Origin of the sequence: Okeania sp. SIO2C9 (assembly GCF_010672455.1) — a bacterium.
In the GTDB taxonomy this organism is placed as follows: Bacteria; Cyanobacteriota; Cyanobacteriia; order Cyanobacteriales; family Microcoleaceae; genus Okeania.
The window spans coordinates 19113-36569 of sequence record NZ_JAAHGO010000007.1 but is presented as its reverse complement, the minus strand read 5'-3'; the positions used below and the strand labels follow the sequence as shown (position 1 = coordinate 36569).

Annotated in this window: 10 protein-coding genes and 4 pseudogenes; 7 read left to right on the top strand and 7 right to left on the bottom strand. The window is 36.1% G+C overall.

Annotated features, from left to right (window positions below):
• Positions 1–458 precede the first annotated feature (458 nt).
• Both F6K23_RS06580 and F6K23_RS06575 read left to right on the top strand, forming a co-directional pair.
• Positions 459–2129, top strand: a pseudogene (locus tag F6K23_RS06580) (glycerol-3-phosphate acyltransferase); the annotation flags it as partial.
• Between the two features lie 771 nt (positions 2130–2900).
• Positions 2901–4796 (top strand): annotated as a pseudogene (locus F6K23_RS06575) (PEP-utilizing enzyme); the annotation flags it as partial.
• 215 nt (positions 4797–5011) lie between these two features.
• Here F6K23_RS06575 and F6K23_RS06570 read toward each other — a convergent pair.
• The gene (locus tag F6K23_RS06570; protein ID WP_293152310.1) at positions 5012–5599 is read right to left on the bottom strand and encodes a Uma2 family endonuclease; all 588 of its coding nucleotides are present in this window, start codon (positions 5597–5599) and stop codon (positions 5012–5014) included.
• Between the two features lie 260 nt (positions 5600–5859).
• Between F6K23_RS06570 and F6K23_RS06565 the strand changes: the two genes are divergently transcribed.
• Entirely contained in the window at positions 5860–6429 is a 570-nt protein-coding gene (locus tag F6K23_RS06565; protein WP_293152307.1) for a Uma2 family endonuclease, read from the top strand.
• 105 nt (positions 6430–6534) lie between these two features.
• Positions 6535–6846, top strand: a complete 312-nt coding sequence (locus tag F6K23_RS06560) for a DUF433 domain-containing protein (protein WP_293152304.1) — start codon at positions 6535–6537, stop codon at positions 6844–6846.
• Positions 6847–6904: 58 nt separating this feature from the next.
• Here the strand turns inward: F6K23_RS06560 and F6K23_RS06555 are convergent, their stop codons facing one another.
• From F6K23_RS06555 to F6K23_RS06535, 6 genes and pseudogenes are all read right to left on the bottom strand, one after another.
• Positions 6905–7492 (bottom strand): Uma2 family endonuclease, encoded by a 588-nt coding sequence (locus F6K23_RS06555; protein ID WP_293152301.1) that lies wholly within the window; start codon positions 7490–7492, stop codon positions 6905–6907.
• Positions 7493–7591: 99 nt separating this feature from the next.
• A pseudogene (locus tag F6K23_RS41560) lies at positions 7592–8104 on the bottom strand (tetratricopeptide repeat protein); the annotation flags it as partial.
• 24 nt (positions 8105–8128) lie between these two features.
• Positions 8129–9247, bottom strand: coding sequence for a tetratricopeptide repeat protein (locus F6K23_RS06550; protein WP_367267642.1), 1119 nt, complete (start codon positions 9245–9247; stop codon positions 8129–8131).
• Positions 9248–9280: 33 nt separating this feature from the next.
• Entirely contained in the window at positions 9281–10432 is a 1152-nt protein-coding gene (locus F6K23_RS06545) for an NB-ARC domain-containing protein (RefSeq protein WP_293152298.1), read from the bottom strand.
• Positions 10433–10567: 135 nt separating this feature from the next.
• Positions 10568–10963 carry a hypothetical protein gene (locus F6K23_RS06540; protein WP_293152295.1) on the bottom strand — a complete coding sequence of 132 codons (396 nt, stop codon included), beginning with the start codon at positions 10961–10963 and terminating at the stop codon, positions 10568–10570.
• A gap of 695 nt (positions 10964–11658) precedes the next feature.
• Positions 11659–12840 (bottom strand): tetratricopeptide repeat protein, encoded by a 1182-nt coding sequence (locus F6K23_RS06535; protein ID WP_293152293.1) that lies wholly within the window; start codon positions 12838–12840, stop codon positions 11659–11661.
• Between the two features lie 1199 nt (positions 12841–14039).
• Between F6K23_RS06535 and F6K23_RS06530 the strand changes: the two are divergent.
• The 3 genes and pseudogenes from F6K23_RS06530 to F6K23_RS06520 form a co-directional block, all read left to right on the top strand.
• Positions 14040–14744, top strand: a pseudogene (locus F6K23_RS06530) (glycosyltransferase family 2 protein); the annotation flags it as partial.
• A gap of 306 nt (positions 14745–15050) precedes the next feature.
• Positions 15051–15215: a hypothetical protein gene (locus F6K23_RS06525; protein ID WP_293152290.1), complete on the top strand. Its 165-nt coding sequence runs from the start codon at positions 15051–15053 to the stop codon at positions 15213–15215.
• Positions 15216–15861: 646 nt separating this feature from the next.
• Positions 15862–17451 (top strand): hypothetical protein, encoded by a 1590-nt coding sequence (locus tag F6K23_RS06520; protein ID WP_293153137.1) that lies wholly within the window; start codon positions 15862–15864, stop codon positions 17449–17451.
• Positions 17452–17457 lie beyond the last annotated feature (6 nt).

The following is a 17457-nucleotide window of genomic DNA, read 5'->3' as shown; positions in this document are numbered from 1 at the left end:
TGGATGGGTTTCCTAACCATATCCAATCGACCAAGAGGAGAAAAAAATTCCTTTTAATCTAATCCTCTCCTTGAAAAGAAGAGTTCATTAATGGATAATGGATAATTACTTTTGGTTAAAACCTTTCTTGATTGAATATAAGGAATATTTTCTTTTTTTTCCCTTAAAAGAGGAGCCTTCAAGGCGCAAATTATTTAATTATTAATTATTAATTATCCGGTAATTATAAATTATTAATTATATCATGTCCGTTGGTATCGTTTGTGTAAAAGTCAGCGTGGATATCTACAGGAAATTTAAGTTTTTTTCTTGCCTGTTGCTTTCCGTAGCTGTTGCCTGTTGCCTATTTACTATACAAGACTGATGCTACCGGACATGATATTATTCGGTAATTCTAAATTCTAAATTCTAAATTCTAAATTCTAAATTCTTGAACTCATTTACCTGCAATTTTCTGTATGTACATATTAATCTTCGTATTGTTTCTAGCTATCTGCTTTTGTCTCGGCGCTCTCCCACTCACTGGTTTAATAGTTAAAACTCTGGCAAATATCGACCTCAAAAAAGTCGGTACGGGTAATGTTAGTGTGGCAGCAGCGTTTACTCACGCGCCGAAACCAGCGGCAATAACAGCAGTATTAGCAGAAATAGTTAGAGGTATTACGCCTGTTTTAGTAGCAAAAGTTTTATTTCCAGAGATTTTTGCCTTGCAGTTAGCGGGGTTAATTTTTTTAGTTTTAGGTAGATATTTTATTGCTAAAGGTGGGGGTGTGACTAATGCTAGTTGGGGAGTTTTGGTTTATTCTCCTGTGGTGGCATTGGGTTCGGGAATTACAGGATTATTAATATTAGTAATAGGCAAAAAAATATTTCCCAAAAAAAATAAAAATCTCCGACAATGGGCAGCTCGTCTGGGATGTCTCAGTAGTTTTTTATGGGTTTTATTATTTCGCCAGGACGCATCTTTTTTTGAACTTTTAGTTGCTGCCGGATTAGCAATTATATTAGTAGTAATAAATATGAGGCAAAGTGATGATATGGCTTTAAATAAACAAATTATATTTTCTCTTGATAATCAACTAGATGCCAAAATATGTGGGGAGAAAGCAGCTAGATTAGCTCAATTGAAAAAAGCTGGTTTTAATGTTGTTAAAGGTTTTGTTTTACCTGCAACTGAAGCAGGTACTCGAGGCAATTGGAATAGGAAAGTTGATTCTTCATTACCTACTATCAACTCTCCTTTACCAGAGCTGGATAAAATGTCTATTAATTTTCCCCTAATTGTTCGTTCTTCTGCTGTGGGGGAAGATAGCGATAATAGTTCGGCTGCCGGACAATATCAAACTATTTATCCGGTGAAAAATCAAACGGAATTATTAGAGGCAATTAATATTTGTCGTCAATCTTATTGGTTGCCAGAAGCTGTTGCTTATCGTCGGCAAAGAGAAATTCCTGATGCGGAAATGGCGGTGTTAATTCAGCCTTATATTATTAGTCAAGTTGCTGGAGTAATGTTTACTCGTAATCCTTTAGATGGTGGTGCAAAAATAATTATTGAAGCTCTGCCAGGAGGTGCAGAAAAAGTTGTGGGTGGGCAGTTTAGTCCGGTACATTTAGAAATTGTTGAAGAAGGAAGAGGGAAGAAGGAAGAGGGAAGAAGGAAGGAGGAAGAGGGAATAGATAAAAAGTTGATTGTTACTCAAACTTCAACCAATTTTAAACTTGTAGACGACGGGGTATTAAATCTAAAAGAAAAAGATAATAATCAATCTTTAGAAGAAGGAAGAGGCAAGAAGCAAGAGGGAAGAAAGAAGGAGGAAGAAGCAAGAGGAAAAAACTCGATTGTGACTCAAAATTCAACCAATTTTAAACAGCCTGTAGACGACAGACTATTAAACCCAAAAGAAAAAGATAATAATCAATCTTTAGAACAAGGAAGAGGCAAGAAGGAAGAGGGAAGAAGGAAGGAGGAAGAGGCAACAGAGAAAAAGTTGATTGTTACTCAAACTTCAACCAATTTTAAACAGCCTGTAGACGACGAGGTATTAAATCAAAAAGAAAAAGATAATAATCAATCTTTAGAACAAGGAAGAGGCAAGAAGGAAGAGGGAAGAAGGAAGGAGGAAGAGGCAACAGAGAAAAAGTTGATTGTTACTCAAACTTCAACCAATTTTAAACAGCCTGTAGACGACGAGGTATTAAATCAAAAAGAAAAAGATAATAATCAATCTTTAGAACAAGGAAGAGGCAAGAAGGAAGAGGGAAGAAGGAAGGAGGAAGAGGGAATAGATAAAAAGTTGATTGTTACTCAAACTTCAACCAATTTTAAAAGGAAGGAGGAAGAAGCAAGAGGAAAAAACTGGATTGTGACTCAAACTTCAACCAATTTTAAACACCCTGTAGACGACAGACTGTTAAACCCAAAAGAACAAGATAAAAATCAATCTTTAGAAGAAGGAAGAGGCAAGAAGGAAGAGGCAAGAAGGAAGGAGGAAGAAGGAAGAGGAAAAAAGTGGATTGTGACTCAAACTTCAACCAACTTTAAACACCCTGTAGACGACAGACTATTACACCCAAAAGAACAAGATAAAAATCAATCTTTAGAAGAAGGAAGAGGCAAGAAGGAAGAGGCAAGAAGGAAGGAGGAAGAAGGAAGAGGAAAAAACTGGATTGTGACTCAAACTTCAACCAACTTTAAACACCCTGTAGACGACAGACTATTACACCCAAAAGAACAAGATAAAAATCAATCTTTAGAAGAAGGAAGAGGCAAGAAGGAAGAGGCAAGAAGGAAGGAGGAAGAAGGAAGAGGAAAAAACTGGATTGTGACTCAAACTTCAACCAACTTTAAACACCCTGTAGACGACAGACTATTACACCCAAAAGAACAAGATAAAAATCAATCTTTAGAGCAAGTAAAATATCCTGATTTTTTACCAGAAGAAGTTATTGAAGAATTGGTAAATCAAGCAGAGGCTATTGAAGCATTTTTTCATGGCTTACCCCAGGATATTGAATGGTGTTGGGATGGTGAAAAAATCTGGATTTTACAAAGTCGCCCCATTACTAATCTGAGACCAATCTGGACGCGAACTATTGCAGCAGAGGTAATTCCTGGGGCTATTCATCCTTTAACTTGGTCGATAAATCGTCCTTTGACTTGTGGAGTTTGGGGAGAAATTTTTACTATTGTTTTAGGGGAAAAGGTAGCAAAATTAGATTTTACTGAAACGGCAACTTTGCTCGGTTCTCATGCTTATTTTAATGCTACTTTGTTAGGGGAAATTTTTAGAATGATGGGATTGCCTGAGCAGGGTTTGGAGTTTTTATTACGAGGGCAAAAAATGGGAAAACCGCCTTTAGGAAAAGTGTTGTCTTCTTTGCCTGGTTTATGGCGGTTGATTCAAAAAGAAATGGCAGTTGACCGTGAGTTTGAACGCGACTATTATCAAATTTTTGTTCCTGCTCTACAAATTTTAGAAAATAATTTCAAACAAAGTTATTCTCAGTCTTTATCAGAATTATTGGCACAAGTGGAAAGAATTCAGGAATGGTTAAAACCAATTACTTTTTATAATATTTTGGGTCCCATAGGTTTGGCAATTAGGCGATCGCTCTTCCGAGTTTCTGAGGAATGGCTCCCTACTGATACTGCTCCAGAAATTGTTTCGATTCGAGAATTACAAAGGTTGGCAGTTAAGTTAAAAATGGCAACTAATTATGATGGGGAAATAGAGGCAGAGTTTGAGAAAAATCAGGAATTACAAATGGAGTTTCAGCAATGGTTGGAAAGTTATAGTTATTTGAGTGAAGTTGGTACGGATATTGCTGTGGCAACTTGGGGAGAAAACCCTGATAATTTCCGTGAATTATTATTTGCAATGACTCGGAAAAGTGAGGGGGAAAAAGATAATTTTAAAGATAATTTTTCGGTAAAGTATTTAAATTTGTGGCAGCGTTGGCGACTGGCGCAATGTGCAAAACGTGCGAGAACTAAGGGGAAAATTGCTGAGGTTTATGGGAAGCTTTTGGCTTATTTACGACTGACGTTTTTGGCAATAGAAATAAAAGTCAAAAGTCAAAAGTCAAAAGTTAAAAGTGATAATTTAGAAGTTAAAAGTCAAAAGTCAAAAGTCAAAAATGATGACTTACAAGAAAATCTAGAGGTTTTTGAAGAAAAGGGTGATATTTTTTATTTGGAATTTGAGGAAATTCGGCAATGGATTTTATCTACAGCGGGTTTGGTATCGGAAGGAAACTCAACAGAAAAATACCCCCTAACCCCCCTTCGGAAGGGGGGGACAAGAGAATCTTTCCTTGGGAAGGAGGGGATGTTGAGCGATCGCTTGCTTGGACAACTTATCCGTGAAAGAAAGGAACAGTTGGAAAAAGACCGCGATCGCCTAGTTCCCCAGGTTGTTTATGGGAATGTATTACCCCAAGAAAGTCGGGAAACTTTCTCTACTGAGGAAAATGTTTCTATTTTACAAGGGATACCAGGGAGTGTTGGTTGTGTGGAAGGTTATGTCAAGGTTTGTCGGAGTTTAGAAGTAAATCTTGCTGAGTCGGAAAATCTAATTATTGTTGTGCCTTATACCGATGCTGGTTGGGCACCTTTGTTGTTGAGGGCAAAGGGTATTATTGCTGAAGTGGGGGGACAATTATCCCACGGAGCTATTATTGCGCGGGAGTATGGCATTCCGGCAGTAATGAATGTTTCTGGAGCGATGACTCGTTTACAGGATGGGCAAAAAGTTAGGGTAGATGGGTATCGGGGGACGGTGGAATTGTTGTAGAGTGTGGGGGGTGTGGGAAGTGTGGGAGGTGTGGGGAGAGAGGGAAGAGTTGGAAAGGGAGAGCGATCGCTTATTTTCCTCAGATACAGCCATCCCTGTTGTTATGAGGTACACCCATCGCGGGCAAGATGCCCGCACTACGATATTTTCAACATTTACCCCATACATCATTTGCTCGAAATCTGCTGTAATATTACTTCATTACTTCTTCCTTCTTACTTCTTACTTCTTCCTTTTATCCCAGGAACTTTTCGATAGATTAATTCAATCTGACAATTAAAATCTACACTAGCAAAATTAACTTTTTCTCCCCCGCTATAAGTTTGAGAAATCCAAATTCCTTGTTCATTTTTCCGAAAACATTCTATGCTCATCTCAGACTGACTAACTAATACATATTCTTGTAAACTTGTAGCTGTTTGATAATCAGCAAATTTATCTCCTCTATCAAAATTAGCTGTGCTTGGAGACAAAATTTCTATGATTAAAGAAGGATAAAGAATAAAGTCTTCATTTGAACTTAAATCCCGTTCATCATAAGTTACTACCAGATCGGGATAATAATAACAATTAGCTTCTTCTAGTCGAATTTTAATATCCGAATTAAGTACAAGACAGTCATTATCCAGAAGATAATTCCCTAATAATGCGCCTAAATTACTAGCAATAATAACGTGGGATTTATTTACCCCTACCCTTGCATAAATTTTGCCTTGTCTATACTCATGTTTAATCGGACTTTGTCGCTCTCCTGCTAAATAGTCTTCTGGAGAAACATAGAATTGATTTTGGTTAGCTACCATTGAGTTTTCCTCTGCTATTTAGACTGTTATATTATATAATATTAGCTATGTTTAATCAAAAAAATTGAGCGTTGCTGAATTGAAGTATGAATGCACGATTGTTTGGTTCTGGTCAAGCCCCCTAAATTCCCCAAAATTGGGGGAATTTTAGACTTTTATTCCCCCCAAAATTGGGGGCTAGGGGGCAAAATCATACCCAGAATCAGCAACGCCAAAATTAATAATTAGAGATAGTTTTCATTATTCATTATCCATTAATTATGATTGCAATTAAAAATTCTCAATATATTACTGCCCAAGAATATTTGGAATGGGAAGAAAAACAACCGATTAAATATGAATATATTGACGGTGAAATTATAGCTATGACTGGGGGTACTATTCCCCACAGTGAGATTGTCGCTAATCTGACAACAGCATTAAAAAATCATTTGCGCGGGAAAGGTTGTAAAGTCTTAGTGGCAAATGTAAAAGTGGAAATATCTGAACAAGGACCATTTTTTTATCCTGATGTCATGATTAGTTGCGATGAACGAGATAAAAAGGCAAGAAAAGCGATTAAATATCCTTGTTTAATTATTGAGGTTTTATCTCCAGGAACAGAATCTTTTGACAGAGGAAAAAAATTTCAAAATTATCGTCGCATTTCTACTTTGAAAGAATATGTTTTGGTGAGTGCTAATGAAATGATGGTTGAATGTTTTCGGTTGAATGAAAAGGGAGTGTGGGAGTTTTATTCTTATATGGAAGGGGATAATATTGAGTTGAAAAGTGTTAATTTTAGTTTTCCTATAGATTTAATTTATGAGGATGTGTTTTTAGGGGAATAATTGTCAGAAAAGTTAGCGCTCCTAAACCTCAATAAATTTGCTTAGTTAGTAAAAGAAACTTTTGTCTGTTAAAATATATTTATTATTTGTATTTCCAAATGAATTATGTCTAAAACATCTACAATTACAGAACATATTGAAACTACTCCAGGAATTTGTGGTGGAAAACCTCGAATTGCTGGACATCGAATTAGAGTAGAAGATATTGTTATTTGCCATGAAAAAATGGGTTTTTCTCCAGATGAAATTGTCTCTCAATATCCTAGTATTACTTTAGCTGATGTTTATGCTGCTTTGACTTATTATCACGACCATTTAGAGGAGATTAGGCAGCAAATTTTGGAGGATGAAGAATTTGCTAGAGCAATGCAAGCTGAAACTCCTTCTTTAGTAGCAAAAAAATTAAGAGACAGATAAATATTCTTAATAAATAATCCAGTCATCTTGAGATGAATTTAGCTATTAGCTTAGGATTTTAATCTTTGTCTATCTTGGCTATACCAGGAACTTTTCGATAGATTAATTCAATCTGGCAATTAAAATCTACACTGGCAAAATTAACTGTTTCTCCCCTGCTATAAGTTTGAGAAATCCAAATTCCTTGTTCATTTTTCCGAAAACATTCTACACTCATCTCAGACTGACTAACTAATACATATTCTTGTAAACTTGTCGCAGTTTTATAATCAGCAAATTTGCCTCCTCTATCAAATTTAGCTGTGCTGGGAGACAAAATTTCTATGATTAGAGAAGGATAAAGAATAAAATCTTCAGGTGAACTTAAATCTCTTTCATCACAAGTTACTGCTACATCAGGATAATAATAACAGTTAGCTTCTTCAAGTCGAACTTTCATATCGGTAGGAAATACAATACAGTCACGATCGAGGAGATGATTGCCCAATAATCTGTCTAAATTATGAGTAATAATAACGTGGGGTTTCTTTGCCCCTACCATTGCATAAATTTGGCCTTGTCTATACTCATGTTTAATCGGACTTTCTCGCTCTCCTGCTAAATAGTCTTCTGGAGAAAAATAGAATTGATTTGGATTAGCTATCATTGGGTTTTACTGTTCTATTTTTACTGTTATATTATATCATAACTATAGTTGGATATCGCCTATTTGCCTCAGAGAAAATTGATTTGAAATTACCTAATTTCAACTATTCTCTAAAGAGGATTTCTCCATCTCTGATACTATTTGCAAACTCCTTTCATCAGATAAGTCCTCTTGTCTGTTTTCCATGAGAACTTGCTGTAAAAAATATAGATAGTTTTCGTGGGCGGTTTGAGTATTTGGATGTTCTGCCCCTAAAAGTTGCATTATCATCTCCCATGCTTTTAGAAGCAGAACCTTTGCTTCTGTGTATCGTCTTTGGTAATAGTAGAGAGTTGCCAGATTGTTGAGACTGGTGGCAACATCTGGATGTTCTGCTCCTAGGAGTTGCTTTCTCATTTCCAAAGCTTCTATATACAAAGGTTCTGCTTCTGCGTATCGCCCTTGGTCGGAGTAGAGTCCTGCCAGATTGTTGAGACTGGTGGCAACATCAGGATGTTCTGCTCCTAGGAGTCGCTTTGTTATTTCCAAAGCTTCTAGAAACAAAGGTTCTGCTTCTGTGTGTCGCCCTTGAGAGTGGTAGAGTCCTGCCAGATTGTTGAGACTGGTGGCAACATCAGGATGTTCTGCTCCTAGGAGTCACTTTCTCATATCCAAAGCTTCTAGAAACAAAGGTTCTGCTTCTGCGTATCGCCCTTGAGAGTGGTAGAGTCCTGCCAGATTGTCGAGACTGATGGCAACAGACGGATGTTCTGCTCCTAGGAGTCGCTTTGTCATATCCAAAGCTTCTAGAAACAAAGGTTCTGCTTCTGTGTATCGCCCTTGAGAGTTGTAGAGTACTGCCAGATTGTCGAGACTGATGGCAACAGACGGATGTTCTGCTCCTAGGAGTCGCTTTGTCATATCCAAAGCTTCTAGAAACAAAGGTTCTGCTTCTGTGTATCGCCCTTGAGAGTTGTAGAGTACTGCCAGATTGTTGAGACTGGTAGCGACAGATGGACGTTCTGCTCCTAGGAGTCGCTTTGTCATATCCAAAGCTTCTAGAAACAAAGGTTCTGCTTCTGTGTATCGCCCTTGAGAGTTGTAGAGTACTGCCAGATTGTCGAGACTGATGGCAACAGACGGATGTTCTGCTCCTAGGAGTCGCTTTGTCATATCCAAAGCTTCTAGAAACAAAGGTTCTGCTTCTGTGTATCGCCCTTGAGAGTTGTAGAGTACTGCCAGATTGTTGAGACTGGTAGCGACAGATGGACGTTCTGCTCCTAGCAGTTGCTTTCTCATTTCCAAAGCTTCCAGATACAAAGGTTCTGCTTCTGCGTATCGCCCTTGAGAGTTGTAGAGTACTGCCAGATTGTTGAGACTCATGGCAACATCTGGATGTTTTGCTCCCAAACGACTGCGAGTAATATCTAAGCATTGCTTACGCCAAGGTTCTGCTAGTCCATATAATGCCTGACTTTGATAAAATCTGCTCAGACTGACAAACGGCAAGATCAAATCTTCATCCTTAACCCACTGTTGCATCTCAGTTGCTGTCTCAGTCAAGTGAGGAATAGACAACGCTAGTTTTTCTATATCTGCCTTTACTGGAATCTCAGGAAGTTTTTTTGCTTCCACCACCATACCCCGACAAAACTGATACCTCAACTCCTCTGCTTTTTTCATCTCATTCAACTTGTCTTGGAAATATCGACGCACCAATTGATGTAATTGATAAGTTTCCTCTGCCGTCTGTTTAATCAAGTTTAAGTCTAACAAACTATCATACCTAACATCCTCCCAACTCCTTGACTATTGTACATTTGCCTTTCTATGAGAAACTAATAATGACCACAAGCGTAAGAAAGTAGGAAACCATTTCTGCATAATTCCTTCCTTCTGACTTTCACCAGTAGACAAACACTGTTCCACCAAACTCCAAGGTATAGGAGCTAAGGCAAACATACTCAAGAAACAACCCAAATATTTCCCTCTTTTATCCAATTCTTTCCAGCTTAATTTTAAAGCTGCTCTCACTCCTCTAGTCGCTGTCATTTCTCCCGATCGCTTCTGTAGCGCAGGCAAATCTAAAGCTAGTTTCTCCAACTCCTGTATCATTCTTGCCAACTTCCACCCAGACCGCCTCTTGAGAAAACGTCCCACCAATTCCAACCCCAAAGGTAAATATCCCAACCACTGACAGAGTTGTTTTGCCTCCTCTGTTTGCTCTGCCACGCGAGACTCACCAATTAACGTCGCCAACAACTCCAAAGCAGCACCCTCATCTAATACTTCCAAACGCAAATTTTCAAATGATTCTGACAACCAATATCTGCGGGTAGTAATTAGCAATTTGAAACGCTTTTCCTGTGGAGGTAAATAACCTGCAATTTCCTCATACTTATCCACATCATCCAAAATAATAAGCACATCTCCCGGTGGTTGCCAGTTTGACCAACAGTAGTCAAGATACTGTTCTAAAGTCCAACCTTCAGCCGGAAATAGCCCTAGTTGAGTCTGGGCAAATTCTAATAACTGTTGTACAACACTTATTTCCCGAACCCCGATCCAGCAAATTCCACCAGGATAAGTCAACTCCTTTTTAGATAAGAGAGCGTACTGGAGTGCCAATTCTGTCTTGCCTACTCCTGCCATCCCCGTGACTACTGCGGTAATAGAAACTCGCTCTTTTTCCTGAAGTTGTTCATGTAATATTTTGAGGTCTCCATCTCTACCGACAAACTTGACAGCACCAGTGCGTAGTTTATTCAGGTTATTAGGAAATTCTGCTGGCTCCCCCTTCCTTGGCAGTCCTTTTGTTTTTGTGTCAAAATAATTATTTTCATTTATTGTATGAGCAATCTTTAAGTTTTCAATTTCTCCCTCATTGACACCAACACCAATACCTACACCATAATTTTTATTGATCTCAACAACTTTTTTATCTCCAGTATTTTCTGACATATTTGCATCTCTTTTAATTTAGAATTTGGCATTTCTAGGACTTACGCATAACCACCAAAGATAGTAAGGGTTAACGGCCGTTAACCCCTACAAATGGTCTATAATTTCATCTCATCTTTTGAGTAAGTCCTGATTTTATTTAGTTTGTTTATTCTTTTGCCAATCTTCCAACGCTGCAATAATAAAACTACTAGCAGGGTGATTAAGTAATTGTTCAACAGCAGCAACTCCACCAGCTTTTATAGCATTAAATATTCTTTCTGCCTTAGTTGGATTATTATCAATTTGTGTAATTACTTCCGTAGCAATTTTCATTCTACCCACCGTTGTATCCGATTGATAAGTTTCATCTAGTTGCTCTAGTATTTCTTGAATATCTTTTGCTGCTTCTGCTAAATTTTGCTGGTGAAATTCATTAATGGTATGAGCAGACTTGAAGTTGTAAATTTCTCCAATGTTGGTACCAACACCAATACCTACACCATGATTTTCATTGATATCAACAACTTTATCTCCAGTATTTTCTGACATATTTGTATCTCCTTAATTACTATTTAATTATTTCCAAAAAATATATTGCATTTCTGAGTAAGCGTGAGGTAGAGTGCTGGAGATCCCCTCTACACCCCCTTGACAAGGGAGGAAACCGGAAGTCCCCCTTTTTAAGGGGGATTTAGGGGGATCTTTGATGTACCTCACGCCTTGTGAAAACGGCTATATTGTAATTTAAGTTTAACGCAACAAAAAGTTAAAAGTAAAAAGAAAAATTTGAGAGGTTTCAAACCTCAATTGAGACGCTCAAAACCTCAACAGCGCAACAACGACAAATTAATAATACGTTACCGAATAATTAAGGTTTAAAACCTCTCTTTTAAAGGAGAAAAAAGATAAAATTTCCCTTAAGCGTCAATCCTCTTTTTTTCAAGGAGAGGTAATTATTAATTATTAGGCGTTGCTGAATTGAAGTATGAATTGTTTTTGGTTCTGGTAAAGCCCCCTAAATCCCCCATTTTTAGGAACTTTTAGAGTTTTATTCCCCCCAATTTTGGGGGGCTAGGGGGGCACAATCATACCCAATTGAAGTATGAATGTGCGATTTTTGGTTCTGGTAAAGCCCCCTAAATCCCCCATTTTTAGGAACTTTTAGAGTTTTATTCCCCCCAATTTTGGGGGGCTAGGGGGGCACAATCATACCCAGAATCAGCAACGCCATTATTAATTGTTGCTCAACCTACCTTTCTCAAATTCTGTTCATTGTAAACGATACCTAAATTATTGAAAATCATTTCCCAGTAAAGAGGATAACTTTCCTTCGTATATACTTCTTGCGCTCTAACAAAACAAGCGATCGCCTCCTCAAGATTATCTTGTCTATCTCCTGTGATCCTATCAAGATAAGCATTACCCAGATTATTTTGAGTAGTTGCCCAGTCTAGAGGAAACTGTTGGCGAGTACGGACTTTGAGAGCCAAATTATAACAAGCGATCGCCTGTTCAATATTTTCCTGTTGCTCTCCTGCAATACGGTCGTGGTAAGCGCTACCCAGATTATTTTGAATACTCGCCCATTCTTGAGGTAGCTTTTCTAGAGTTCTGACTTTTAAAGCTTTCTGATAACAATTAATCGCATTTTCTAAATTTTCTATTCTTTTCCCCATGCTACGTTGTTGATAGGCATTACCAAGATTATTGTTAGTGCTTGCCCATGCTTCAGGTAATGTAGAGTAAGTCCTAACTTGAAGTGCTTGATAATAGCAAGCGATCGCCAATTCGATATTTTCTTCTGGGTTTCCGACAGTGCGTTTGTGGTAGCTAGTACCCAAATTATTTTGGATAGTTGACCAAGTTATGGGAAATTGTTGACGGGGTAAAACTTGTAGAGCATTTTCATAGCCTGCAATTGCTATTTCTACATTATTACTTTGATTACCAAAAGGAAACTGTAAAATCAGATTACTGAAATTAACAATATCTAGAGCAATACTTTGTGCTAATTGAGGTTCCATTTTTTGGAGATTTTCTCCAGGCCAAGTTCGTAGTACTGTGATGAAATTTTGATTCAGCTTATCTTGATTATATTCTAGTACAGAATACACCATCTCAGGTTTTTCTTCATTCTCTGAGATTACTTGTAAAATTTGCATGAGGAAATTTCGATATATTTCCTGATTTACAGGTTGGGAAGCATATTCTAAGTTAGTCTCTAACATTATCGCCAAATTTTGCAACCATTGAGCATTCAAATCACCTATTCTGTTGTTCATTTTTGCTATTTGTTTCATTACTTGAACTAATTTATGGTCTATCAAGTTTTGATTAGCTTGCAAAATTTTATTTTCATCACCACTAGGGCAAACTAATAAAGATTGAACGAGACCAACATAACTAGAGATATTTTGTTGATTCATGATTTTTTCCTCAGAGCTTTTTTCTAGGCACAATTACTTTGGTGTCTAGTAGACATATTGTTTTTCTATTTGAAATAAATGCTTACCCTGATGAAAAACTTTTATAGCAGTGGCAGGAAAGGGCGCGGAAATATCAAAAGCTTAAAACTCAGACAACGCCAGATTTTTTCTTCTGCTATAAATAATTGAAATATTAATCATTATTGTAGCATCCTGATTTAATTTGTAAACATACCTTTGAAGGAAATACGCAACAAATAATCAAGTATATAAAGATTTCCTGTAGAGAAAGAGCTACATTTTTATTTGCTCATTTTCAGAGAAATTTGAGTATTCAAAATTTTGTATGTACCATTTTTTGATTAAGTTGTGTTTAATAAAAGATTAAAGATTAGTGTAGGGTGGGTTAAGTAGAAATAATTTCCCACAATACAATTATAAGTTCAAAATTATAGCAGGGAACAGGGAACTGTGAGAAAAAGATTTTCCTGTCTAAAGGTTCATTATCAACATAAGTCCTAACCAACTCGTTCCTTGCTATAGCCAATTTTCCAGAAAATTTTATATCTCAATATTTAACTTTATTTATGTATACTTCCTGTGATCAGAAATTGTTTCCGTAAAACTTAAAATTTGGAACCAAAAAATTTTAATAAAGTTGATGAATTTTTGTTTTATAGCAAAGAAAAAGTTGGTGAAGACATCTCAAAAGCTTAAAAATCTGGCGTTGTCTGATTTTTCCTTCTCTCCCAGAAAACTAAAGCCTTCTTCATTTCTTCTGTTATAAATTATAACTTTTGTGCAGCGAGTGGCCTAACTTATACCTAACTTGGCCAATATTATCAAACTTATTGCTATTGCTACAGTATTTCATACTTTAGAGACAAAGTGATGATAATCTATTCCAAAACACTATATTTAATGGCCAGTTGCTCTTAACAACCTTTTAGAACAGCTTTGCTCGAAGCAGGCAAAAGAAAGGAGACCTCCTTATACTAATTCACTTAAAAAATGTCACAAATAGTTGGTAGCTGATGAAGTCAAATAATAGGCTGAAATTACTGTACAGTAGAAGTTTTAAGTACCTAAAATATCACTTCTAACTTCTGAGTTCTGACTTCTGACTTTAGTGAAACGGTATTAATACCTTCTGCTTTTTTGAAATTTTTTTGACACCCTCTAGGAGAAATATCTGTCCAATGACAAAATTCATGATTCAAATTCCTTGTTACAACGAAGAAGAGTCTTTAGGAGTAACTCTTGCGACTTTACCTAGAAAGTTAGCAGGAGTAGACATTATCCAATGGTTAATCATCAATGATGGTAGTCAAGACCGAACAGTTGAAGTTGCCAAAGAACATGGGGTAGACCATATTGTGAATTTCCCCACTAACCAAGGTTTAGCAAAAGCATTTATGGCAGGTCTAGAAGCTAGTCTAAAAGCAGGAACAGATATTATTGTGAATACTGATGCTGATAATCAATATTGTGCTGATGATATACCCTACTTAGTTCAACCTATTATTTGGGGTCAGGCAGAAATTGTAGTTGGGGAGAGACCAATTTGGCAAACTAAACACTTTTCTCGTACTAAAAAATTACTTCAAAAATTAGGTAGTTGGGTAGTAAGAATAGCTAGTAATACAAATATTCCTGAGGCATCTAGTGTGTTTTGTGCTTTTAGTCGAGAAACTGCCATGCAACTTAATGTTTTTAATGCCTATACTTACACCCTAGAAACAATTATTCAAGCAGGGCAAAAAGGTATGGTAATAACATCAGTTCCTATCAGAACAAATAATGTATTACGACCTTCCCGACTGTTAAGAAGTCCCCCTTCCTATGTGTTGCGATCGCTCTTTACTATCCTCAGATTTTTTTTACTTGACCGAATAATTAAGGTTTAAAGCCTTTTCTTTAAAGGATAAAAAAGAAAAATTTTTCCTTTTAGTCAATCCTCTCCTTTTAAAGTATAGGTAATTATTAATTATTAATTATTAATTATTAATTATTAATTATTGAAAACTCCCTACGTTTTTTCTTAATGTTAGGAAGTGTACCATTTAGTTTTGGAGTAATTTATGGTATCCGTTGGTTATTTTTCTTGTTTAGTGGATATGAAAAAAACTAGGGTTCCAACTTTTATTTTAGCAACAATTTTAATCTTAGTCTGATTTCAATTATGGTTATTAGGTTTAATAGCAGATTTAATGGCAGCAAATCGCATAATTATGGAAAAAATTCAAGTAAGAATGCGAAAGCAAGATTTTCAAAAGAAGGAAGAGGGAAGAGGGAAGAAGAATAAATACTTTTTCAATGTAGATTTTATTAGGTTGGTGATATACATTCAACAATTAATAATGAATAATGAATAATGAATAATGAATAATTACCTCTCCTTGAAAAGAAGAGGATTGACTAATAATGAATTTTTTTTTATTATCCCCTTAAAAGGGGAGGCTTTAAACCACAATTTTTCGGTAAAAAATTGATATATGAGAGCTGAATTTTAATAATTATCCAATTAATTTTTAGTAAAAAAAAAATAATTATTCACAATATAAAGTAGTGAAAATATAAATATGCAAGATGATCGTTCATCAATAGCTGACATTGAAAAAAAAGGAATAATAAAGAAGAATAAATATTTTATCGGTCTATAGCATTTCTCAGTAAGCGTGAGGTACACTCTTATCTTTACTTCACTATTGCCTGTTGCCTTCCGGAGCTGTTGCCTGTTGCCTAAAGCCTAGAGTTTTGTACCTCACCAGTATGGGAATTACTATAGCTTTTATTCGGCTTGTGAGATACAGTAAAAAATTGATATCTAATTTTTCATAGCTATAAAATTAATTTTTAGTCAAATAAATAAAGTAGAGAAAATTATTCATAATATAAAGTAGTAAAAATATAACTATGCAAGACCATCGACCATCCATCACCAATCAAACTGATTTATTAAAGACAGAGTCTAATTTATCCTCTAATAAAGATACTATAAGTGACTCCAAAAAAGAACAGATGAGAGATTTATTTGCCAGAGAAGCACTTGCTCAAATTCCTAAAATATTGACCTTGTTAGACCGCAATTATCATAGTCCTACCTATGGTTGTTTCGACCGCAATTTTTGGCATTACAAAATTATAGATTTTCCTAGTGGCATGGCTCAAGAATTCGTCTTACCTTTAGCCTTAGCTTATAACTTAGATATTCCTAATAATCAATTTTATTTGCAAGAAATGATATATAAATGGGCAGAAGCAGGCATCTTATACGCCACCCACACTGCTCATCTTGATGGTTCTTGTGATGATTATTTCCCTTTTGAAAGAGCTAGTGGAGCAACAGCTTTTTCTTTATTAGCTAGTATTGAAAGTTATCAAATATTGGGATTAAATAACTATGAAGTACTCAGCTTTTTTGAAAAACGAGCAGATTGGTTAGTAAATCATTATGAAAGTGGCAATTTAGCTAACCATGAAGCATTAATTGTATTGTCCTTAGAATTGTTGAGTAAACTATTAGAAACCTCAAAATGGGAGGGAACTAAAGCAGCACGTCTGGAAAGATTATTAAGTTGGCAGAGTCAGGAAGGATGGTTTACAGAATACTCTGGTTTTGACCCTGGTTATCATACTTTAACTATATCTTGTTTAGCCAGAATTTATGAATTAAACCCCAGTGAAAAACTCAAAAATTCTATTACCGCAGCAGTAGAATTAGCCGCCCAATTTATTCATCCTGATGGTTCCTTCGGAGGAGAATATGCTAGTCGTAATACCTATAACTTTTTTCCCCACGGATTTGAATTAATAGGTAAATGGTTGCCTGCTGCTTTGTCTATTAACGATCAATTTTTAATAGGCTTAAAAAATGGTTTAGCTCCCTGTTATGCAGACGACCATATTATCGGTCATCATACCTGGAATTATTTCTTAGCATGGCGGGATTTTATTACAGAAAGACCTGCTGATGTGAATCGTGATATTGCTAGTCTTTGGTTAAAAGAAGCTCAAATTTTGATAAAACGCAGACCAGGAACAGAATTATATGTAAGTATGAAAAAAGGTGGTGTTTTTAAGCTATTTCGCGACCAAAAATTAGTTGTTTCTGACACTCATTTATCACTCCAAGTTAAAAAAGGAAATAAAACTTTAAATGCAGTTAGTCATTTAAGTGGTGATTATGATCTGAAAATATCTCAGGATGAATTGCTTATTTCTGGTAATATGGGTTGGGCAAAACAAACTCAAATGTCACCTTTTAAGCTAATTATTCTGAGGTTCGTTATGTTGACTCTCGGGCGTTTTTTTCCAAATTTTATTCGGAAAATATTACAAAAAATTCTGATTACTGGCAAGCAAGATGCACCTTTCCACTTTACTCGTTACTTTAAGTATGAAGATGGAGTTTGGTATGTTACAGACGAACTTTTTGCTAAGTCTTGGTGGGATGTAATTAGTGGAGCTATTGGTTGCGATCAAACTTCTATTTATGTTGTAATGAGTCGCACTTTTCAAATCAATCAATTACAATCTTGGTATGATTTAACAACTGAGATTAAAAAACTTTCTCCTGGTCAATCTTTGAAAATTGAGCGCAAGTTTTAACTTGAT

Bases quoted from the DNA above. Each gene is read 5' to 3' on its own strand.
- F6K23_RS06555 (WP_293152301.1), bottom strand. From the start codon at position 7,492: ATGATAGCTAATCCAAATCAATTCTATTTTTCTCCAGAAGACTATTTA.
- F6K23_RS06525 (WP_293152290.1), top strand. From the start codon at position 15,051: ATGGCAGCAAATCGCATAATTATGGAAAAAATTCAAGTAAGAATGCGA.
- F6K23_RS06535 (WP_293152293.1), bottom strand. From the start codon at position 12,840: ATGAATCAACAAAATATCTCTAGTTATGTTGGTCTCGTTCAATCTTTA.
- F6K23_RS06560 (WP_293152304.1), top strand. From the start codon at position 6,535: ATGTCTAAAACATCTACAATTACAGAACATATTGAAACTACTCCAGGA.
- F6K23_RS06570 (WP_293152310.1), bottom strand. From the start codon at position 5,599: ATGGTAGCTAACCAAAATCAATTCTATGTTTCTCCAGAAGACTATTTA.
- F6K23_RS06540 (WP_293152295.1), bottom strand. From the start codon at position 10,963: ATGTCAGAAAATACTGGAGATAAAGTTGTTGATATCAATGAAAATCAT.
- F6K23_RS06545 (WP_293152298.1), bottom strand. From the start codon at position 10,432: ATGTCAGAAAATACTGGAGATAAAAAAGTTGTTGAGATCAATAAAAAT.
- F6K23_RS06520 (WP_293153137.1), top strand. From the start codon at position 15,862: ATGAGAGATTTATTTGCCAGAGAAGCACTTGCTCAAATTCCTAAAATA.
- F6K23_RS06565 (WP_293152307.1), top strand. From the start codon at position 5,860: ATGATTGCAATTAAAAATTCTCAATATATTACTGCCCAAGAATATTTG.